Origin of the sequence: Gottfriedia luciferensis (assembly GCF_001712755.1) — a bacterium.
In the GTDB taxonomy this organism is placed as follows: Bacteria; Bacillota; Bacilli; order Bacillales; family Bacillaceae_G; genus Gottfriedia; species Gottfriedia luciferensis_B.
Genome location: NZ_MDKC01000035.1, coordinates 197,892 through 219,515 on the forward strand (window position 1 = coordinate 197,892; position 21,624 = coordinate 219,515).

Below are 21,624 nucleotides of genomic sequence, written 5' to 3' on the forward strand. Positions count from 1 at the left end.
GGCACTTCCTCTCTATACAAGAGATCCTATCCTACTTTTCTCCGTCTATGGAATGTTACTATGTATCAATATGTTATTTTATATCTTACGTTCGGATACAACAAATGTCAAGAACAGTTAAATATTTTTTACGAACGCTCCAACTGTCTTTTTAAATCACGCACTTCTCTTAAAGTTAAACCAAACTCACTTGCCATCTCTAATGAATTCGATTCTTGCCCCCTATTTTGAAACTCATGAAAATCCATATTCAAGACACCTTTTCTACCGGATCCTAGACTATTACGATTATTTATTCTCATGCTGCAGTCTCCTTCCAAGTATGTTGTTATATAGGATGTCCAATTAATTAATGGATTAAACAATCAAAATATTACCTGAATACTTTGGGAAGCTTTTAATTGAATTAATATTTTTTGTACATCACTTATATAGTTCTATGGATTCAGAGAAAACGAAATGGAATCTAATCAATTTTGAGTAGTATTTAATGTGGATATTCTTGAAAGTAGATTTTATTTAGTAAAATTTGATGTTTTTATTGATAATTACATAAATCTATTGAGATTAATTGTGTTTATCAGAGTTTTATTTGCGATTTCTGATTTTTAATTGCGATTCTCTATTTTTATTTGCGATTCCTAGTTTTTATTTGCCATTCCCAAATTTTATTTGCCATTCCCAGTTTTTATTTGCGATTCCCGAATTTTATTTGCCATTCCTAGTTTTTATTTGCAATCCCAGGGTTTTATTTGCGATTCCCTATTTTTATTTGCCATTCCAGGTTTTATTTGCCATTCCCAAATTTTATTTGCCATTCCTAGTTTTTATTTGCGATTCCCGAATTTTATTTGCCATTCCCAGTTTTTATTTGCGTTTCCCAAATTTTATTTGCGATTCCCGAATTTTATTTACCATTCTTAGTTTTTATTTGCCATTCCAGGGTTTTATCTGCGATTCCCTATTTTTATTGCCATTCTAGTCATTACTGACTATATCCAACAAATCTTCCTCTCAACTAAAAAAACCATGGTACATACCATGGTCTAATGAAATATTCTTAAACTAGATTGAACACTTTCAACTGATCCGTCTATGAAATACATTAATCCGTAATAAACTAGGATGATTAAAATAACAAATAAAAGTGCTTTAAAGAAACTTTTGAGGATTGTAAACAAAATTACACCAGCGATTAGAATTAACACGATTGTAATTATGTCCATATAGTTACCTCCTCTGAATTCTTTGTAAGAACCCGTGTACTTCAGTATATTCGTTAAATGAAGTTATTATTTTAATAATTAAGTCTATCAAAAAAAAATGCCTCCTTTTTGGAAAAGGAGGTTAAAGATTAGCTTATTTACTTTCAATCATAATGGTAATTGGTCCCCAGTTTGTAAAGGTTACTTCCATATCTGCACCAAATATGCCCGTTTGTACTTCGTATCCTTGTTCTCGTAAATATGAATTAAAATATTCGTATAATTCATTTGCGATTTCTGGTTTAGCTGCATCTGTGAAGCTTGGGCGTCTACCTTTTCTCGTATCGCCATATAAGGTGAATTGAGAAACGGATAGAATCTGGCCTCCAACATCATTTAATGCTAAATTCATTTTTCCGAGTTCATCTTCAAAAATCCTTAGGTTAACTGCTTTGTCAGCACAATATTTAACATCTTCTATAGTGTCTTCATGCGTTATTCCGACTAACAATAATAACCCTTTAGGTATTTGACCTACTACTTGTCCGTCCACTACGACTTTTGCTTCTTTTGTGCGCTGTAATAATACTTTCATAAGCGGCACCTCCTATTAGTGGAAAATACGTCTCACAGAGTAAATGTCTGGAATTTGTTTAACCTTATCCACTACTTTTTGCAGGTGGTTTATATTACGAATAGACAAACTCATTGTAATAGTTGCCATTTTATTTCGATCATTTTTTCCTGTTACTGAAGAGATATTAGTTTTTGTTTCATTTACAACTGAAAGAACTTCATTTAAAAGACCACGACGATCGTAACCAAAAATTTCTATATCAACGTTATAATCACGTTCAAACGTTGGGCTTTCTTCCCAATCAACTTCAATAAAGCGATCTTCTTCACTATCATTTAACATGTTTACACAATCGCTTCTATGAACTGAGATTCCTCTGCCTTTTGTAATATAGCCAACAATATCATCACCTGGTACAGGATTACAGCATTTTGATAAACGGATTAATAAATTATCTACACCTTTTACAGAAATTCCAGCATCTTTTCGACGTGATGGAGCTTTTTTAAGATCCGAGGAAAGTTCTTTTAATCGGTCTTCTAGCTCAATTTCTGTACGTTTACGGAATCTATCTGTTAAACGGTGAGCAATCTGTGTTGCAGTAATTCCATTGTATCCAACGGCTGCATACATATCTTCTGCATTAGAGAAATTAAATTTCTCTGCGACGCGTTTTAAATTTTCAGATGTTAATACTTCTTTTAAATCACATTCTAAAGCCTTAATTTCTTTTTCAACTAATTCCTTGCCCTTTTCAACATTCTCTTCTCTTCTTTGCTTTTTAAAATATTGACGTATTTTATTTTTAGCATGTGAAGACTGAGCGACCTTTAACCAGTCTTGGCTAGGTCCATACGAATGCTTCGATGTCATAATCTCAACGATATCACCGGTTTTAAGTTTATAATCAAGTGGTACCATTTTTCCATTTACTTTTGAACCAATTGTTTTATTTCCAATTTCAGAGTGAATTCGGTAAGCAAAATCGATTGGAACAGATCCTAGTGGTAATTCAAAAACATCACCTTTTGGAGTAAATACAAAAACCATATCAGAGAATAAATCCATTTTTACTGATTCCATGAACTCTTCTGCATTTGTTGAATTATCTTGCCATTCGATAATTTCACGGAACCAACTTAATTTATTTTCTAACGTTTTTTGTGAAGTAAGATTTCCATTATCTTCTTTATATGCCCAGTGTGCTGCAACACCATATTCAGCAATTTGGTGCATTTCTTGTGTACGAATTTGTACTTCTAGTGGTTCACCTTTTGGTCCGATTACAGTCGTATGAAGAGATTGATACAGATTTGCCTTTGGCATGGCAATATAATCTTTAAAACGACCTGGCATTGGTTTCCAGCTTGTATGAATTACGCCTAAAACAGCGTAGCAATCTTTAATACTATTAACAATTACACGTACGGCTAATAAGTCATAGATCTCGTTAAATTGTTTATTCTGCTTAGCCATTTTATGATAAATGCTATAAATATGCTTAGGACGTCCAGAAATTTCTGTTTTGATTTCTACATCTTCAAGTTGAGTTGAAATTTCGTTTATAACCTCTTCTAAATATTGCTCGCGCTCTGCTCTTTTTCGCTTCATTAAGTTAACGATTCGATAGTATTGTTGTGGATTTAAATAGCGTAATGCTGTATCTTCAAGCTCCCACTTTACTTTACTAATCCCTAGTCGATGAGCTAGCGGTGCAAATATTTCTAACGTTTCATTTGCAATTCGCATACGTTTTTCTTGAGGTAAGTGTTTTAACGTTCTCATATTGTGAAGGCGATCGGCTAATTTAATTAATATAACTCTCAAGTCCTGTGCCATCGCTACAAACATTTTGCGATGATTTTCAGCTTGCTGTTCTTCCTTCGATTTAAACTTGATTTTACCTAACTTTGTTACACCATCTACAAGCATAGATACTTCTTTGCCAAAATGGGTCTCTAAGTCCTCTTTAGATACTTCAGTATCCTCTACTACATCATGAAGAAACCCAGCACTAATGGTTGTAGCATCCATCTCTAAGCCAACAAGGATACCTGCTACTTGAACCGGATGTATAATATATGGTTCACCTGACTTACGAAATTGCTCACTATGTGCGTCACGAGCATATTCATAAGCACGTTTAATAAACGCCACATCATCCTCTTTTAAATAATGGGTCGCTTGCTCTAAAACCTGTTCTGCTGTCAAAACTTGCTCAGTAGCCATCTAATCACCTTAAATCATTATTTCTTTTATTATCATGAAAATTTCGTTTTTTGTAAAGCAGGAGTCGTCAAATTTCATTTTTTTTTGCAGATCTTTGATAGAAAAAGAGCACTCTGATTAATCAGAGTACCCCGTTTGGATAACATTATCATATGTTAAAAATTAATATGTCATTAGTGTAAATATATCATAACCTTCTAATTTTTTACGACCTTCTAAGTAAGAAAGCTCAATTAAGAAAGCAATACCTACTACAATTCCACCTAATTCTTCAACTAGTTTGATTGTAGCTTCAATCGTACCACCAGTAGCTAATAAATCATCAGTGATCAGAATACGTTGACCTGGTTTAATAGCATCTTTATGCATTGTTAACGTATTTGTACCATATTCTAAATCGTAGTTGTAGCTAATAACTTCACGAGGTAATTTACCTGGTTTACGAACAGGTGCAAAACCTATTTCTAAAGCGTAAGAAATTGGACAACCAACGATAAATCCACGAGCTTCTGGTCCAACTACTAAATCAACATCTTTTTCTTTCGCATAAGCTACGATTTGATCAGTTGCTTCTTTATAAGCTTTTCCATCATTCATTAATGATGAAATATCTTTAAACTGAACGCCTTCTTTTGGCCAGTCTGGTACGATCGTTATATAATCTTTTAAATTCATTAAATAAGTGCCTCCCCATTTTCGGAAAAATGACTTTTCATATTTTGAAAAAATGTAGTTAATTCATCACATTTTGAGTACAGAAACAAACGTTCTAGTTCAATACTAGCTAATTTTCTTGCATAGGTATTAGATAAAGAGAGATCTTTCTTCTCAGTTTGTGGCAACAAACGAATTTTTCCATCCTCTATTGTAACAAATTCTAAATCAAAAAACACCTTTGTCATAAAATCGACTTGTTCTTTTTTCCATCCCATCTTACGACATAATGCCACTTCATACATGTTCATGTCAAATGGATTAGTATTCGCTAAGATTGAATAGAATTTTTTAAAACTTTCTCTACTCGGAATTGGTGAGAAGAAATGTAATTCTTCTTGATTAAAAATTAAGTAGATACGTTCTGATAATCCTTTTCGAAATACCTCTTTCAAATCATTTTCAGAACTAGGTAAATCAAGTAGGATCACATAATTATTTTGTATATTAATATCTAAGTTTAGTACATCTTCATATGCAACAAACGTAGAAATAGGATATTTAGTCTTTAAATTTTCATATTCATTTGATGATTGATGTAAAAATATGAATTTTTCTTCGGTATGAGGTAAAGTTAATCGATGTGGCTCTTGACCTCTTAAGTCAAATAACTGCCAATGATTTACTTTAATATCATGAATCATTAACTGTGGCTTTCGTTTACCATTCCATTCATTGATAGAAGCCATTCCTAAGCAGGATACTTTTGACCCACCTGCAATTTCATTAGCAACATGTCCAAATCCGAACCCTACAGCATCAAGGAATGTAACGTCATCTTTTAGTTGTACTTTAAGATGTGCACCTTCATTACCGATTTGTTTAATATTTAGAGCATCAACCTCATTTATTTCTAAAACAGGTTTTGGATTATGCATCCCAAAAGGTGCCAGCATATTTAATTCATTAATAAATGAGATTGAAACTTCACTAGCCTGACATTTTAAATCGACTTCTTTTAATGGGATAAAATCTTCATCTGTCATAATTTGATCTGCAAATTCATTTAAACGATGTCTTAATAGCTCGACATCTTCAATAGCCAATGTCATACCAGCAGCAAGTGTATGGCCTCCAAAATGAGGTAAAATATCTTTACACTTTGTTAAGTTTTCAAATAAAGAAAAACCTTCAATGCTCCTTGCAGAACCTTTTGCTATTCCTTTTTCATGATCAATACTTAGAACAATTACTGGTTTGTAAAAGCGATCAACTAATTTCGAAGCAACGATTCCAACTACTCCTGCATTCCAGCCTTCTTTTGCGACAATAATCACTTTATTTGAACAAGATGAATCAAGTTCGTTAACTTGCTTAATTGCCTCTTCTGTCATACGTGAAACTAATTCTTGTCGTTCCTTATTTAGGATTTCAATTTGCTCTGCTCTTTTTTTAGCAACTGCTCTATCATTTTCTAAAACTAAATCTACTGCAGGTTTAGCATCACCAAGTCTACCAACTGCGTTAATTCTAGGACCAATTGCAAATCCAATTGTTTCTTCCGTAATTGAATCTGTTGTAGTTCCACTAATTTCTAAAAGAGCTCTTAGTCCTTCACGCTGAGTTTGCTTTAGTTGCCTTACACCTTTTTTTACGATTAAACGATTTTCATCAACTAATGGTACTAAATCAGCAACTGTCCCAATCGAAACTAGTTCCAAATATTCCTCTGGCTCCCTACCTAATAATGCGGAAGCGAATTTAAACACAACTCCTACACCTGCTAATTCTTTAAAAGGATAGCTAGGACTTAGCTTTGGATGAATAATTGCAATAGCGTTTGGTAATACTTCTGGTGGTTCATGATGATCCGTAATAATTACATCCATACCTAGTTCATTTGCAAAATTAACTTCCTCAGCTGCAGAAATACCTGTATCTACAGTAATGATTAATGAATAACCTTGTTCATTTGCCCATTTAAATGCATTCTTATTTGGACCATACCCTTCAGTAAAACGATTTGGTATATAAAAATCTACTTTTGCTTCTAGTTCGATTAATGTTAAATACAATACTGAAGTACTGCTAACTCCATCTGCATCATAATCGCCAAAAATTAATATTTTTTCATCTTCTTCAATTGCTTGAAACACTCTGTCAATTGCAAGATCCATACCCTCTAATAAAAACGGGTCATGAAAGCTCATTTGATCTTCATATAAAAACTTACTTGCTGCATCTACTGTATTAAATCCACGAGTAACAAGTAGCTTAGCTAATAGAGGGGAAATCTGTAATTCTTTACTTAATAATTGCTCTTCTTGGTGATTCGATAATTTCGGTTTCCAACGTGCTTTTGACTTTAACAATACTCTCACCCCTAACTGTACTATTATACTAAAGTAAACTTATTGGATGAAAGAGTTATTTTTATCATTATATGGATTAATATGGACAAAAACATTTTCCACATCTTTTTGTTCCATCAACTTTGCTTTAACATTTTTACCAATCTTATGTCCTTCTTCAACGGTTATATATGGATCTACTGAGACTTTTATATCGATGATGACGTAATAGCCGTGTTCTCTTGCATAGAGAGAATTTATCTCTTTAACTCCTTCTACATTCCTAACTACTTCTTTATATGGTTCAATATCTTCTTCATGAAGGACATGATCCATTGTTGTATGTATTGATTCTGCTCCAATATCCCACGCCATTTTTAAAATCATAATTGCTACAATAAGCCCAGCCGCAGGGTCTGCATATAAAAGTACTGGCATATTAAATTTAGTACCAAGAATTGCAATACCAATACCAACCATAGCTGCAGCAGATGAGTATACATCAGAGCGATGTTCATATGCATTAGCGATGATTGCGTCACTATTTAACCTTTTCCCTAAAGCATATTTATAGCGAAACATCCATTCTTTTAAAAAGATAGATATAAAAGCTGCTAATAAAGCAATTAACTCTGGTGGATGAACTGGCTTAAAAAACGCGGTTATAGATGATTTAGTTATTTCAATTCCAACGATAAATAAAAGTACGGCAACAATAATAGCAGCGATTGATTCAGCTTTACCATGGCCATAAGGATGGTCCTCGTCCGGTGGCATTTTTGCAGCTCTTAAACCAAATAAAACCGCTATCGAACCGACCACATCTGACGCTGAATGTACTGCATCGGCCATTAAAGCTTTACTATTTCCAATATATCCGATAATCGCTTTAACAATTGCTAGAAGTAAATTTCCATATATTCCGATATAAGCCCCTTTCTTGGCTTCCTTATAACGCTCTTCCTGTTCCATATACTTTACCTACTTCCCTTTTTCTAACTGTAAAAAATACACTTATCATTATTAACACATTATATTAGTATCTTCAAATCATAATGAATTTAATACAAAAAAGAGTATAAGCATGAGCTTATACTCTTTTAAATTTATTTAGCTTCTTCAACATCGATTACTTGGTTTTTATCAAGTTGGCGACCTTTAATAAATAACCAAATTTGTGAAGCGATAAAGATTGAAGAATATGTTCCAACAACTAAACCTATTAATAATGCAAGTGAGAAGTTAAGAATTGCATGACTTCCGAATAAAAGCAATGCAAGTACTGCTAATAGTACAGTAAGAACTGTTTTAACAGATCGACCTAAAGTTTGACGAATTGATTCGTTAACAACCTGTTTCAATTCTTCTCTAGAACGAATTTTCTTCTTAAGCTTCATATTTTCACGAACTCGGTCAAATGTAACGATCGAGTCATTAATCGAATAACCAACAATCGTTAGAACCGCTGCGATGAATGTGATATCTACTTCTAATCTAAAGATACTAAATACTACAACAATGAAGAATGCATCATGTAGTAGGGCAATTACTGAAGCAATTGCATATGAGAATTGGAAACGTAATGATACGTAAAGAATAATACCTGCTGATGCGATAATTAATGCTTTAATGGCATTAGCTGCTAATTCTCTACCAACAACTGGATCAACAGTACTTACGTTTGGTTCTACCCCAAATTTACCTGTAAAATCCTTTTTCAAATCATTAATTTGATCTTTCGTTAATACACCTTTAAATACGATTGAACCTGTTTTTGCATCATTTGTAGAAACAGTAATACTTTCAGGCTTCAAGTTCATTTTTGAAATTTCATCATTAACAATTTGTTTTGTAACTGCTGTTTTTGATTCAAATGTTACACGTGTACCACTTGCAAAATCAATTCCTAAATTCAATCGGAAAATAGAAAGTATAATAACCCCTACAACTACTGTAACGATTGAAAAATAAACAAATTTTCGACCAACGCTTACAAAATCGACTTTATCATATTTTGTAGGAGGATGTGCTAAGTTATGATTTAAACCAAGAATTTCACTTTGTTTAATACCAAACCATGTTTTCTTATTATTTAAGTAACGACTTTGAACTAATAAAGAAAGTAATAAACGAGTACCGAATACTGCAGTTAAAAAGCTTACTAAAATACTAACAATTAAACTTGTTGCAAAACCTTTTACTGAGCTTGTACCGAATGAGAACAATACCACAGCAGCAAGTAAAGTTGTAATATTAGCATCAAAGATCGTTCCAAATGAACGCTGATTACCTGCACGATAAGCAGATGCTACTGATTTTCCTAGTTTAAGCTCGTCCTTCAATCTCTCAAAAGTAATAATATTGTTATCGACCGCAATACCAACACCAAGGATTAATGCCGCAATACCTGGAAGTGTTAATACCGCATTCATGCCGTCAAATACAAGTAATGTTACGTAAGTATAAGCCATTAACATGATGCTTGCGATTAAACCTGGTAAGCGATAGAAATAAAGCATAAATAAGAAAATAACTGATACACCAATAATTCCAGCAAAAATTGTTTCATGCAGAGCATCTGTACCAAATTTTGCACCGATTGATGTTGAATACATTTCTTCAAGGTGTACTGGAAGAGCCCCTGCATTTAATAAATCTGAAAGTTCTTTTGCACTTTCAACCGTAAATGTAGAGCCTACAATAGAAAGTGAATCGTCTGTAAATACTTGATTTACACTAGCTGCAGATAAGAATTTAGGTTTTGCTTTTGCAGATTCCTTTTTGAAAGAGTCTTGTCCTTCTTTGAAATCTAACCAAATAACCATCATATTATTTGGAGCACCCATTTTTAATACTTTACTTGTAACATCTTTAACCTTAGAAGCATCCTTAAATGTGATTGATACACTAGGTTTACCCATTTGGTCAAATGTTTGCTTTGAAGCGCCTTCTTTTAAATCCGCCCCAGTCATTAGAACCTTATCATTTACGTCACGAATTGTTAAGTTCGCTTCAGTAGAAAGAATATCACGTGCTTTAGCTTGATCTTTTACACCAGCTAATTGTACACGAATACGATCTTTCCCTTCGATTTGAATGTTAGGTTCACTTACTCCTAATACGTTTACACGTTTTTCAAGAGCTTTTGCTGTACTTACTAAAACATTTTTGTTAATTTTGTCGCCTTTCTTAATCGGCTTAACTTTGTAAAGTACCTCAAACCCGCCCTGTAAATCCAGACCAAGCTTAATATTTTTCGCGGTACCAAATACAGTTGTGCCGATTACTGCTGCTAATACAGCAATAATTAAGAAGAAGGCAACAATTCTGTTACGCTTCACCATGTTGTGAATTTCCTCCTCTAACTAGTTCAAGTTCTAGTACGAAAATGGTATGTTTTCATTCTTATATTATACAAATGCAATTTTTTTATTGTCAATTAATGGTTAAACTGACTCTCCAAACTGCCAAGTAGGTGATTTAAATGCTTCGATTCGAATGTAATTCATATAATCGTTTACAGTTAATGAGAGTATGTCTTCTACCAGTTGAAAAAGCTTTGGTTCATCCTCTTTCTTTCGCCATAAGGTTCTTTCGAGGCATTCCCATAAATCATCCTCACTGACAGTATCGAATCCAAGCATTCTAAATTCATCCAGTTTACTTTCAATTACCACCTGTAGCTTAGGTTTAAATTCTGCAGCTTGTTGATGAAAAGTCGACATACTCTTCCCCCCTAATTTTCTGTATTTTTAGAAAAATGATTTTAGACCTTCACATTCATTTCCTAGATGTTGAACTAACTTGTCATGCTTGCCTACATTTCTAGCATATATATAATTGTAAATCATTCTAGGCTGTTTGAGAAGGTGGTAAAAGTAATGACAAAGCAAACGTTTTTAAGAGGAACGTTTTTTTTACTTATTGCAGGGCTTATCACAAGAATATTAGGATTTTTTAATCGAATTGTTGTAGCAAGAATTATGGGTGAAGAGGGCGTAGGATTATTTATGATGGCAGTCCCGACACTATTTTTGGTCATGACGCTTACACAGCTCGGCCTCCCAATTGCCATCTCAAAATTAATTGCAGAAGCAGTTGCTCAAAATAGACAAGATCGGATAAAAAAGATTTTAGCTGTTTCAATGTCAATAACTGGCATATTAAGCATTATTTTTACAACAGCAATGATTTTTTTATCCCCTTTCATTGCGAAAAACTTATTAACGGATGCAAGGACTATGTACCCACTAATTGCCATCGCTCCTGTTGTTCCAATTATAGCAATCTCATCAGTTTTACGAGGATATTTTCAAGGCGTACAGAATATGCGACCTTCCTCCTTTTCCCAAGTTATTGAACAAGTTGTTCGTATAGTACTAGTTGCAGTTTGTACTAAAACTTTTTTACCATATGGCGTTGAATTTGCCGCTAGTGGCGCCATTATCTCTTCTGTATTAGGAGAATTAGCTTCATTAATTTATATGCTGTATGTATTTAAGAAAGAAAAAAATGCAAAGTTCATTTCAGGATTTAAGAACAATATTAAAGATGGAAGAAAAACACTTAGTGACCTACTAAGTATTGCATTACCAACAACTGGAAGTCGTTTAATTGGTTCAATATCAATGTTTTTAGAACCAATCGTTGTCTCACAAAGTTTAGCGATTGCAGGTGTAAGTGCAGCTGTTGCAACTAAACAATATGGATTACTTGCAGGATACGCTTTACCTCTATTACTTTTACCAGCGTTTATTACTTATGCATTATCTACTTCACTTGTGCCAGCGATTAGTGAAGCAATGGCCAAAAAGGATCGTGTAACTGTTGAAAGAAGATTGCAGCAAGCACTACGTTACTCAATGATTGCTGGTGGTTGGTCCGTTGTCATTTTATACGTATTTGCTTCACCGATTTTAACACTAATGTACAAAAGTGACCAAGCTACGAATTTTATATTACTTTTAGCACCTTGCTTTATTTTTTACTATTTCCAAGGACCACTACAAGCTGTATTGCAGGCACTTAATCTGGCAAATTCAGCTATGATTAATAGCTTTGTCGGTTCAGTCGTTAAAATCGCTAGTATTTTATTACTAGCTACAAATCCAAAGTTCGGTATTAACGGTGTTGCCTTAGCTATGAATATTAGTATTGTAACAATAACAGTTCTTCACTATTTCACTGTATTAAAGGCCATTAACTTTTCGATTTTTGTTAAAGATTATGTTTATTGTTTAATCATTTTAGGTATTTGTATTTATGTCGGAAAGTTCATCAAAGAATATGTAGTTTTTTCATCTTCTTTATTAGTACAAACCTTAGTAAGTATTTCTGTTGTTACATTGATGTATATCTTATTAATTTTATTATTTAACCTAGTTAAGAAAGATGAGATCATCCGAATCCCATTCTTTAAAAAGCTGATTACAAGATGATTGATAATAGAATAGATCATAACAAAACCACAAAGTAATTAATGTACTTTGTGGTTTTGTTGTTGTTGAAAAAAAGTTGTCAATTAAATATGTAATGTCTTGTTGATTTCCACTACGGGTTGCTCGCTTTCCATGGGGCATGAGCTGAGTCTCCTCGTTCCTGCGGGGTCTCACCCTTCCTGCATCTCCCATAGGAGTCGAGCATCCCTTCGTTCCAATCAACTCTTCAAGTTTAAAAATTACTCTTAAAATAATAAGAATAATTATTTATAGGTAATGCCCTTATAGACTATTTTAGTAGAAAAAAGGTTTAAATAATTTTTTTTTAGCGAAATAACATTAATTTAATTAAAAACGTAAAAAAACTATTTTATCAATGAGAATCAGAAACCTTATGTACCATGGAACATAGTGTTCATACTTTTCATATTGACTCTAAAGTATTTCAACACTCTGACCACAATATTTAATGTTATTTTCCACTTCAGGATACAGTTATCTCTTACTCCTGCATTATTCGTCTTTTTTATCAAAAAATATTTCTCCGCCTCGTAAGCTGCAATATGATACTTGTTTAAATTCATCATAACCATGTTTTTTTAACTGTTCTAGTAACCATTGTTTATCTTTATGATACTGATTTAAATTATCTTCTTGTACGATGCCATCTAATATTAATGGAAATGTGAGTGAACTATAATTTATATCACCGTTTATTTCCTTTTTGAATATTGATAATTTCCCTGTAGGCTCTAGTAGTGCATAATCAACATCTCGTACGTCTCCTATATCCTTCTCTCTAAGTTGGAGTAATAAGTCGTCAAACGTATATCTCTGTTTTTTCATCTCTTTTTCTAAAACTTTACCTTTACTAATGATTAATACAGGATGTCCATCTAATATTTTTCTAAATTTAACACTTTTTAGCGAAATTAAGGAAAAAATTATTTGGATAACAACAATTAAAAACATTGGATAAATCACTTTTATAATCGGTTCATTGTGGGTTTCAATTCCGATGGCTGCTATTTCAGTTAATAATATATAGACGACTAAATCTAATAAACTTAACTCTCCTATTTCTCTCTTACCCATTAACCGAAAGAAAAATGCAATAATTAAATAAATTAAAATGGTACGAACCGTCATAGAACCTAATTCCATTTTACTTACCCTCACATCCAAAACTTGTTGATTTTAAAAAACATGTTCTTTAGCTAGCGCTTAAAACCTGTAAATATGAGTCCAAATACAACTAATTTTCCATAAAGAAAATAATAGTAGAATTTTGTTCATAATTTTACTATTTGTAATTGCTCTATAAGTATTCTAAAAATTCATCTCATGAATATGCTTGTATTAAAAGAGTGTACAAGGGGGAATATGAATGAAAAAAACAGCTGTAGCTGTCTCTTTTGGCTTTTTAACTATTCTATTATTAGTATTGTCAATTAGTTTGATTTTATCATTATTACTTAAACTAACTTCTCTTACAGAAGCAAGTGTTACAACGACAACTCTTATCCTATCATTTATCGTAATGTTAATTGGTGGTTTTGTTACAGGAGCTAAAGGGAAAGAAAAAGGTTGGATTCTAGGATTATTAACGAGTGGAGCGTATTCTATTTTTGTATTTTTTGTACAGTTTCTTGGCTATGACCGAACTTTTTCACAGGAACAAATAATGTATCATGGTATTTTCTTAGGTGTTTGTATGTTAGGGTCAATTTTTGGAGTGAATGCTGCGAGTAATAAATCTTATAATAAATAATCAGACTGATAATCAACTTTTTTTGAGTTTTTCCACTACAGACTTAATTTAAATTTCTTACAAAATAAATAAAACGCTAGTTTCCAAAATGGAACTAGCGTTTCTTACGATACAATTAATAAAAAATTAAGCTTGTGTTCTTGTTTCACGAATTGCGTTTTTTTCAAATACCATACGTGATCCATCAGCAGTTTTTAAAGTGATTGTATTATTTTCTTCGTTAACAGCATCAACTAAACCATGTAATCCACCGATTGTTACAACCATATCGCCTTTGCTAATTCCAGCTTGCATAGCAGCTGTTTGCTTTTGACGCTTTTGTTGTGGACGGATTAGTAAGAAGTAGAAAACTATGAACATTAATATTAGAGGTAAAATCCCCATTAAACCATTACCCATCTTAATCTTCCTTTCAATATGTAAATTTTAGAAGTTCCTAGCGTTCGGCTTATTAAAACCGTATTGTTCAAAAAACTCTTCTCGGAAATCACCTAAACGGTCTTCGCGGATTGCTTGGCGAACTTGTTCCATTAATTGTAACAGAAAATGTAAGTTATGGTAAGTAGTCAAACGCATTCCAAACGTCTCTTCACATCGGATTAAATGACGGATATATGCTCTTGTATAGTTTTTACATGCATAACAATCACAATTAGGATCAAGTGGAGAATAGTCCTCTGCATATTTTGCATTCTTAATTACTAATCGACCTTCACTAGTCATACATGTACCATTTCGAGCGATACGCGTTGGAAGTACACAGTCAAACATATCCACTCCTCGAATTGCGCCATCAATTAATGAGTCAGGAGAACCTACTCCCATTAAATATCTTGGTTTATCAGTTGGTAGGAAAGGTGTCGTAAACTCTAAAACTCTATTCATTACATCCTTTGGTTCACCAACTGATAATCCACCAATTGCATAGCCTGGGAAATCTAAAGAAACTAAGTCTTTTGCAGATTGTTTACGAAGGTCTTCGTATTCTCCACCTTGTACAATACCAAATAATCCTTGATCCTCTGGTCTTTGGTGTGAATTTAAACAACGCTCTGCCCATCTGCTAGTTCTCTCAACTGAACGTTTCATATAATCATACTCAGCAGGGTATGGTGGACACTCATCAAACGCCATCATGATATCAGAACCTAATGCATTTTGAATTTCCATCGCCTTTTCTGGTGAAAGGAATAATTTATCGCCATTTAAGTGATTTCTGAAGTGTACGCCTTCTTCTTCTATTTTTCGGAATTGACTTAAGCTAAATACTTGGAATCCTCCTGAATCTGTTAAGATTGCACGATCCCAGTTCATAAATTTATGTAAGCCACCAGCTTTTTTAATAATCTCATGACCAGGTCTTAACCATAAATGGTAAGTATTACTTAAAATAATACCTGATCCCATTGCTTTTAAATCTTCAGGAGCCATTGTTTTAACAGTGGCTAAAGTTCCAACAGGCATAAATGCGGGAGTTTCAAATGAACCATGTGGAGTATGGACAATTCCTAATCTCGCACCTGTTTGCTTACAAGTTTTAATATGTTCATAACGAATTGCTGTCATTTTTCGATTCCTTTCAATTCTTAAAGTATTAACATGGCATCGCCAAAGCTAAAAAAGCGATATTTTTGTTCTACTGCTTCTTTATAAGCAGCTAAAACTGGTTCTCTACCAGCTAAGGCACTAATTAGCATAATTAGAGTTGATTTTGGTAAATGGAAGTTCGTAATCATCCCGTCAATTCCCATAAATTTATATCCTGGGAAAATGAAGATAGACGTCCAACCACTAGCCCCTTCAAACTTACCGTTATTAGCTGTAGCAATCGTTTCAACTGTGCGAGTAGAAGTAGTTCCAACAGTAATGATTTTACCACCGTTTGCTTTCGTTTCATTTAATAGTTCAGCCGTTTCTTCAGACATATAGTAGTATTCCGAGTGCATATCATGTTCTTCAATAGATTCTACACTTACCGGTCTAAATGTACCTAAACCTACATGTAACGTAATAAATGCTAACTTTACACCTTTTTCTTGAACTTTAGCTAAGAGTTCTTTTGTAAAATGTAAACCTGCCGTTGGTGCTGCCGCTGAACCAATTTCTTTTGCGAATACAGTCTGATAACGATCTTTATCTTCTAATTTTTCTTTAATATATGGGGGAAGCGGCATTTCACCTAGTTGGTCTAAGATTTCATAAAATATCCCATCGTATTGGAATTTTAATTTTCTTCCACCTTGATCACTAGAACCTACACATTCTGCCTTTAATCTTCCATCTCCAAATAAAATGATTGTACCTTCTTTTACTCTTTTAGCAGGCTTAACTAATGTTTCCCATACATCCTGCTCTTCTTGTTGAAGTAATAATACTTCAATTTGGGCACCTGTATCTTCTTTCACACCAAATAATCTAGCAGGCATGACTTTTGTTTCATTTAAAACTAAACAATCGCCCTCTTGTAAATAATCTAACACATCAGGAAACTGTTTATGCTCTACATTTCCAGACTCTTTATGTAATACCATTAGTCTCGATGCTTCTCGGTCCAACAAAGGCGTCTGAGCAATCAATTCTTCAGGTAAATCAAAATCAAATAAATTTACATCCATTTCTATACACCTCATAAATTTCAGGAGTATGGAGAAAGGAAGATTATCATAATCCCCTTTTCCAAACTCTATTTATATTCGTACTCATTTATTTTCTCCCAAATAGTGAAAAAATAAGTGAAAGTAAAATACTTATGATAATACATGTTACAATCGGAAAGTAAAACGATACATTTCCTTTTTTTATAAAAATATCGCCTGGAAGTTTCCCTACAAATCGAATAAACAATCCAACAACTAATAAGATAATTCCTAACGTAATTAAAATTTTTGACAAATCAATCATTGCTCCGGCACCTGCAACCCAAAATGTTTGTATGTTAAATCCGTAACAATTCGTCCCCTAGGAGTCCGCTGAAGAAATCCAATTTGAAGTAAATATGGCTCATATACATCTTCAATCGTTTGTGACTCTTCGCCAATTGAAGCTGCAATCGTATCAACCCCAACAGGACCGCCCTTAAATCGCTCAATAATAGCTAATAACAATTTATGATCGATATGGTCTAGACCTGCTTCATCTACCTGCATTTGAATTAAAGAGTCTTTTGCTATTTCAAAGGTAATGATTCCACTTCCTTGAACTTGAGCAAAATCTCTAACTCTTCGTAATAAACGGTTTGCAATTCGAGGTGTGCCTCGAGACCTTCTAGCTACCTCTAAAGCAGCGTCATTTTCAATTTCCATTCCAAATAACTCTGCTGTTCTTTTAACGATCAATGCTAGCTGTTCAACTGTATAAAACTCTAACCGATTTAATACTCCAAAACGATCTCTAAGTGGTGAAGAAAGAAGTCCTGCTCTAGTTGTTGCACCTATTAATGTAAATGGTGGCAAATCAATCCTTACCGACCTAGCAGTTGCATCCTTGCCAATTACAATGTCAAAGAAAAAGTCTTCCATTGCTGGATAAAGTACTTCTTCTACTGTTCGAGGCAGTCGGTGAATTTCATCGATAAATAATACATCACCTGGTTGAAGTGAAGTCAAAATAGCTGCTAAATCTCCAGGACGCTCAATTGCTGGACCTGAAGTCGTTTTGAATCCAACACCTAGTTCATTTGCAATAATCGCTGCTAAAGTAGTTTTACCTAATCCAGGAGGACCGTATAATAAAACATGATCTAGAGACTCATTTCGCATTTTTGCAGCTTCAATAAAAACTTGCAAATTCTTTTTAACTTTATCTTGCCCTATATATTCCCTTAATGATTGAGGCCGTAGTGAAAGTTCTTGATCAAATTCCTCGCCACTACTTTCACTTGATAAAATTCGGTCATCCATATTCATCACCTCTTAGCTTGCAAAAGTAATTGAAGTGCTTTTTTAATATATTCATCAGTTGAAAGTTTTTCATTCTTTAATAATGGTACGATCTTTTTAACTTCTTTTTCTGCATAGCCTAATGCTTTTAAAGCTTCAATTGCATCATCTAATGAAGATGCTGCACTTTCTTTCTCTTCAATAGCATCTAGGTCAGTAAATAAATCGACTTGAACTGCTCCAAAGACTTTTTCAAGTTTACCTTTTAAATCAAGGATCATCTGTCTTGCTGTCTTTTTACCAACACCAGGAAATTTTGTTAAAAATGCCTCGTCCTCTTCTTCTATCGCATGAACAATTTGATTTGGCTCTCCAGTCGCAACAATTGCCAAGGCACCTTTAGGTCCGATTCCTGACACACTTAACAATTTTTGAAATAAAGTACGTTCATCTAGTGTTTTAAAACCATATAACATCATAACATCTTCTCTTACATAATGATGAGTATAAACTTTTAAGATTTCGTTTGAAGGTCTAAAAACATACGGATTAGGTGTAAATAATTGATAGCCCATTCCATTATGATCAACTACAATATATTCTGGTCCAACCCATTCTATCTTTCCAATTATGTATTCGTACATGGTTTTCTCCCCTTTTTACATGTATTCCATTGTACCATAGATAGAAGAAGGAGAAAAATAGTCGGCTGTCGAAAATAAAAATTTTATACATATGATTTAACTAAAAAGTTCATATAAGAATGACTAAAAAATATAGCAAATTTTTAAAAGCTCGATACTTAAGAAAATACATAGGGAGGCTATTCGATTTGAACATGTTTCCAGTTCTAACTACAGAGAGACTTTATTTAAGAGAAATCAAAGTCACTGATCTTAATCGAATGTTCAATATTTTATCAAGAGAAGATGTCACCAAATATTATGGACTAGATGCACTAAAAAATAGTAGTGAAGTATTGGACGTAATTCACTATTTTAGAGAAATGTATGAAACGCGCAATGGCATCCGTTGGGGGATGATTGATAATGAAACAAACAAATTAATTGGAACTTGTGGATTTACAGCCTACCAAGAACGAAACAAAAGGGCAGAAGTTGGCTATGAGCTACACCCAGACTATTGGAGAAAAGGTTTTGCGACAGAAGCTTTAAAAGCATTATTATCATATGGATTTGATATTCTTCAACTAAATCGAATTGGAGCAATCGTTTATCCAGAAAATCTCCCTTCCCAAAAACTCCTTGAAAAAATAGGATTTACGAATGAAGGTCTACTACGTGAGTATTTAATACAAGGTAGTACAGCCCATGATACGTATGTTTATTCAATTTTGCGAAACGAATGGGAAAGAGCTCAGGAAAAGGAAGTTCGCGATCGGAAAAATGACTTGAACCATAAAAATACAAAAAATCCACAAGGAAAATAAATCATCTTTGTGGATTATTTTTTATATTTAGTTAGTCGTTACCGATTGACCACAGTCGAAATACGAAATTCAATTTACGATCCTTTCATACTCTTTTAAGTAATGTAATAGATAATCGTAATGATTTTTGGTCGAAATTTTAATCCCTTTCTCAAGCTGCTTTTGTTTATTTACTTCTAATTTATTCGTATCTATTTGAAAAAAAGATTCAATAATATTATTACCACTTGGCGCTCCAATATATAAATTCAAAACTCCATTTGAATTTATTCCTAAATAACCTTTCGATTTTAAAGTAGGAGAAAGATCATTAATTTTTTTCATTAATACGATTTGATCATCATTTTCTTCTATGACTTTCCAACCCTTAAATTCTTTTTTGACTTGCCCCAGGGTTTTGTGTTGATTAATATAAATTTCTTCAATCACTTCACCGTTTATATAGACTTTATGTAAAATGATTGTAATCCCCTTTTTGTTCGAACTAGGATGAATATCATTATGAGCTGCCAATGTTTCAGTTTGTGCCGGTATTAATAAAGCTAGTAAACAAACAAATATTAAAATGAACTTTTTCACAAACATCCACTCCTTTAGACAAAATCATACAAGCTTTTTTAGTTTGACCATTCCTTTTATCTTTATCCAAACTGTTTAAAATTTTTATAGTAAATGGCCATAAATATCTAAACAAAAAACCCTAAAGCGTTGTCTTTAGGGAAGGGGGATGAAAGCTAATGATCTTCATCTTTTCTAATGAAAGAATCTTATCTTTTTAACTTTGTAATTTTATCTTTAATGATCAGATAGATTTTCAAATAGAGATATAAAAAAATTAGGTGCCACTTCAATTTTCTTATGAAATTTAAAACCAAAAGTTTTATATAAGTTAATGGCTGGTAGGTTATCTGATCCTGTTGAAACAATTACCTTTTTCTTTTTTGCAATTTCATTTAAAAAATAATGAACTAATTTTCTTGCAATTCCCTGCTTAAAGCAACTAGGATGTACTACCAATCTACATATTTGATATTCATTATCGCCTTCTGAATAGGCCAAAAATCCTTTTAAATCATGTTCAATCACATAACCGATAAAGACTTCTTTGGAATCTCTAATACTTTCGACATTGTCCTTTAATTGTGGTATTCCTTCAAAATTGATTAACTTTGCCTCTACCATATATGCAGGTAACTGTACATTTAAAATTGAATTTGCCATTTTTTTATCTTTATTGTCTAGTTTTAAAATCAAAAATTTTCTCCTCCTAATCCTCTGACCTTACTCCTACGCTTTTGATAAGCCATTTAGGATATAAAAGTTAAATAACTCTGTAATTTTTTTAGGACTTAGTGCTTCATGCTCTTTCTCCCATTCGATTTTAAGTGTTGTATAAAGTCGAAACATGACTAAAGCGGTGATTTCGGGATCACATTCAACAATTTCTTTCTTTTCTATTGCTTCTTCAATTTTTTTCTGTATGTATAGAATGATTGAATGATTCAATCGTTTTAAAGCGTCATGTACTATAGTCGTTCCAATTTCTTTTTGTTCCTGAAGTAACTTTATTGTTAATTCATGTTCATTATGAAAGGCTATAAAAACTTCAATTCCTTTATGTGCTTTTTCAATGAATGAATCTTCATCACGAATGGATTGTTCAGCTAAAAATTTCATTTCAGTAATCAAATTATTGATGATTTCATCAAACAATTCTTCTTTATTTTTAAAGAAAGTATAAATCGTTCCCTTTCCAACATTTGCCTGTTTTGCGATTTGACTCATTGTAGTTGCTTTATAGCCAAAAATGGTAAATGACTTTGTGGCAGCTTGTAAAATATTTTGCTTTTTCAAAAAACTCACCTCAACTTCTCTTGTTACCCAATTGACCACTTCAAACTTTTGGTCAATATAAAAATCACTTTACCATATTGTTGAACCCTCATCAAACGAATTATTTAACTATTCTAAGAACTAAAAGTAACTAATCTTTGGGAATTGTATCCCTAAACTGAAACTTTAAAAAGGAAGAAGCATGAGCTTCTTCCTTTTCAATGTAAAAAATTAATAT

22 protein-coding genes and 1 other annotated feature (1 of these 23 cut by a window edge) are annotated in these 21,624 nt (G+C 33.0%); of the genes, 3 read left to right on the forward strand and 19 right to left on the reverse strand.

From position 1 onward, the window contains the following. Window positions 1-57, reverse strand: a binding site (T-box leader); it reaches 171 nt to the left of the window's first position. Window positions 58-128: 71 nt separating this feature from the next. The 9 genes from BED47_RS23830 to BED47_RS20365 all read right to left on the reverse strand — a co-directional run bounded on the left by BED47_RS23830 (window position 129) and on the right by BED47_RS20365 (window position 10,741). Continuing rightward, entirely contained in the window at window positions 129-302 is a 174-nt protein-coding gene (locus BED47_RS23830; protein ID WP_088013656.1) for a hypothetical protein, read from the reverse strand. 744 nt (window positions 303-1,046) lie between these two features. Next, a complete protein-coding gene (locus BED47_RS20330) occupies window positions 1,047-1,226 on the reverse strand; it encodes a hypothetical protein (RefSeq protein WP_069035151.1) in 180 nt (59 codons plus the stop codon). A gap of 133 nt (window positions 1,227-1,359) precedes the next feature. Continuing rightward, window positions 1,360-1,800 (reverse strand): D-aminoacyl-tRNA deacylase, encoded by a 441-nt coding sequence (gene dtd, locus BED47_RS20335; protein ID WP_069035152.1) that lies wholly within the window; start codon window positions 1,798-1,800, stop codon window positions 1,360-1,362. 15 nt (window positions 1,801-1,815) lie between these two features. Further along, on the reverse strand, window positions 1,816-4,011 hold the full coding sequence (locus tag BED47_RS20340) for a RelA/SpoT family protein (protein ID WP_069035153.1): 2,196 nt from the start codon (window positions 4,009-4,011) through the stop codon (window positions 1,816-1,818). Window positions 4,012-4,173: 162 nt separating this feature from the next. Beyond that, window positions 4,174-4,686 carry an adenine phosphoribosyltransferase gene (locus tag BED47_RS20345; RefSeq protein WP_069035154.1) on the reverse strand — a complete coding sequence of 171 codons (513 nt, stop codon included), beginning with the start codon at window positions 4,684-4,686 and terminating at the stop codon, window positions 4,174-4,176. After that, window positions 4,686-7,037 (reverse strand): single-stranded-DNA-specific exonuclease RecJ, encoded by a 2,352-nt coding sequence (recJ, locus tag BED47_RS20350; RefSeq protein WP_069035155.1) that lies wholly within the window; start codon window positions 7,035-7,037, stop codon window positions 4,686-4,688. The genes BED47_RS20345 and recJ overlap by 1 nt, the downstream gene beginning before the upstream one ends. 39 nt (window positions 7,038-7,076) lie before the next feature. Further along, window positions 7,077-7,988 (reverse strand): cation diffusion facilitator family transporter, encoded by a 912-nt coding sequence (locus BED47_RS20355; RefSeq protein ID WP_069035156.1) that lies wholly within the window; start codon window positions 7,986-7,988, stop codon window positions 7,077-7,079. A gap of 134 nt (window positions 7,989-8,122) precedes the next feature. Then, window positions 8,123-10,360 carry a protein translocase subunit SecDF gene (gene secDF / locus BED47_RS20360; protein WP_069035157.1) on the reverse strand — a complete coding sequence of 746 codons (2,238 nt, stop codon included), beginning with the start codon at window positions 10,358-10,360 and terminating at the stop codon, window positions 8,123-8,125. Window positions 10,361-10,462: 102 nt separating this feature from the next. Beyond that, window positions 10,463-10,741 carry a post-transcriptional regulator gene (locus tag BED47_RS20365; RefSeq protein WP_069035158.1) on the reverse strand — a complete coding sequence of 93 codons (279 nt, stop codon included), beginning with the start codon at window positions 10,739-10,741 and terminating at the stop codon, window positions 10,463-10,465. A 156-nt stretch (window positions 10,742-10,897) separates the two neighbouring features. On the opposite strand from BED47_RS20365, the gene spoVB reads away from it, so the two are divergent. After that, window positions 10,898-12,454: a stage V sporulation protein B gene (spoVB, locus tag BED47_RS20370; protein ID WP_069035159.1), complete on the forward strand. Its 1,557-nt coding sequence runs from the start codon at window positions 10,898-10,900 to the stop codon at window positions 12,452-12,454. A gap of 513 nt (window positions 12,455-12,967) precedes the next feature. On the opposite strand, the gene BED47_RS20375 is transcribed toward spoVB, so the two are convergent. Beyond that, the gene (locus BED47_RS20375) at window positions 12,968-13,618 is read right to left on the reverse strand and encodes a DUF421 domain-containing protein (RefSeq protein WP_069035160.1); all 651 of its coding nucleotides are present in this window, start codon (window positions 13,616-13,618) and stop codon (window positions 12,968-12,970) included. A gap of 223 nt (window positions 13,619-13,841) precedes the next feature. Here BED47_RS20375 and BED47_RS20380 point away from each other — a divergent pair, with 223 nt between their 5' ends. Next, the gene (locus tag BED47_RS20380) at window positions 13,842-14,225 is read left to right on the forward strand and encodes a TIGR04086 family membrane protein (protein ID WP_069035161.1); all 384 of its coding nucleotides are present in this window, start codon (window positions 13,842-13,844) and stop codon (window positions 14,223-14,225) included. 126 nt (window positions 14,226-14,351) lie between these two features. On the opposite strand, the gene yajC is transcribed toward BED47_RS20380, so the two are convergent. The 6 genes from yajC to ruvA all read right to left on the reverse strand — a co-directional run bounded on the left by yajC (window position 14,352) and on the right by ruvA (window position 18,747). Continuing rightward, window positions 14,352-14,624, reverse strand: coding sequence for a preprotein translocase subunit YajC (gene yajC, locus BED47_RS20385; protein WP_254664636.1), 273 nt, complete (start codon window positions 14,622-14,624; stop codon window positions 14,352-14,354). Between the two features lie 27 nt (window positions 14,625-14,651). Further along, window positions 14,652-15,791, reverse strand: a complete 1,140-nt coding sequence (tgt, locus tag BED47_RS20390) for a tRNA guanosine(34) transglycosylase Tgt (protein WP_069035162.1) — start codon at window positions 15,789-15,791, stop codon at window positions 14,652-14,654. A 20-nt stretch (window positions 15,792-15,811) separates the two neighbouring features. Continuing rightward, entirely contained in the window at window positions 15,812-16,840 is a 1,029-nt protein-coding gene (gene queA / locus BED47_RS20395) for a tRNA preQ1(34) S-adenosylmethionine ribosyltransferase-isomerase QueA (protein WP_069035163.1), read from the reverse strand. A gap of 88 nt (window positions 16,841-16,928) precedes the next feature. After that, window positions 16,929-17,126 carry a DUF2905 domain-containing protein gene (locus BED47_RS20400; protein WP_056472616.1) on the reverse strand — a complete coding sequence of 66 codons (198 nt, stop codon included), beginning with the start codon at window positions 17,124-17,126 and terminating at the stop codon, window positions 16,929-16,931. Then, window positions 17,123-18,124 (reverse strand): Holliday junction branch migration DNA helicase RuvB, encoded by a 1,002-nt coding sequence (gene ruvB / locus BED47_RS20405; RefSeq protein ID WP_069035164.1) that lies wholly within the window; start codon window positions 18,122-18,124, stop codon window positions 17,123-17,125. Before ruvB ends, BED47_RS20400 begins: the two co-directional genes overlap by 4 nt. Before the next feature lie 5 nt (window positions 18,125-18,129). Then, on the reverse strand, window positions 18,130-18,747 hold the full coding sequence (gene ruvA, locus BED47_RS20410; protein WP_069035165.1) for a Holliday junction branch migration protein RuvA: 618 nt from the start codon (window positions 18,745-18,747) through the stop codon (window positions 18,130-18,132). A gap of 194 nt (window positions 18,748-18,941) precedes the next feature. On the opposite strand from ruvA, the gene BED47_RS20415 reads away from it, so the two are divergent. Further along, window positions 18,942-19,553, forward strand: a complete 612-nt coding sequence (locus tag BED47_RS20415) for a GNAT family N-acetyltransferase (protein WP_084007019.1) — start codon at window positions 18,942-18,944, stop codon at window positions 19,551-19,553. 69 nt (window positions 19,554-19,622) lie between these two features. Here the strand turns inward: BED47_RS20415 and BED47_RS20420 are convergent, their stop codons facing one another. The 3 genes from BED47_RS20420 to BED47_RS20430 all read right to left on the reverse strand — a co-directional run bounded on the left by BED47_RS20420 (window position 19,623) and on the right by BED47_RS20430 (window position 21,416). Continuing rightward, window positions 19,623-20,132 carry a BofC C-terminal domain-containing protein gene (locus tag BED47_RS20420; RefSeq protein ID WP_069035167.1) on the reverse strand — a complete coding sequence of 170 codons (510 nt, stop codon included), beginning with the start codon at window positions 20,130-20,132 and terminating at the stop codon, window positions 19,623-19,625. A gap of 216 nt (window positions 20,133-20,348) precedes the next feature. After that, window positions 20,349-20,807 carry a GNAT family N-acetyltransferase gene (locus tag BED47_RS20425; protein ID WP_069035168.1) on the reverse strand — a complete coding sequence of 153 codons (459 nt, stop codon included), beginning with the start codon at window positions 20,805-20,807 and terminating at the stop codon, window positions 20,349-20,351. Between the two features lie 33 nt (window positions 20,808-20,840). Then, window positions 20,841-21,416 carry a TetR/AcrR family transcriptional regulator gene (locus BED47_RS20430; RefSeq protein ID WP_069035169.1) on the reverse strand — a complete coding sequence of 192 codons (576 nt, stop codon included), beginning with the start codon at window positions 21,414-21,416 and terminating at the stop codon, window positions 20,841-20,843. Between the last annotated feature and the right edge of the window lie 208 nt (window positions 21,417-21,624).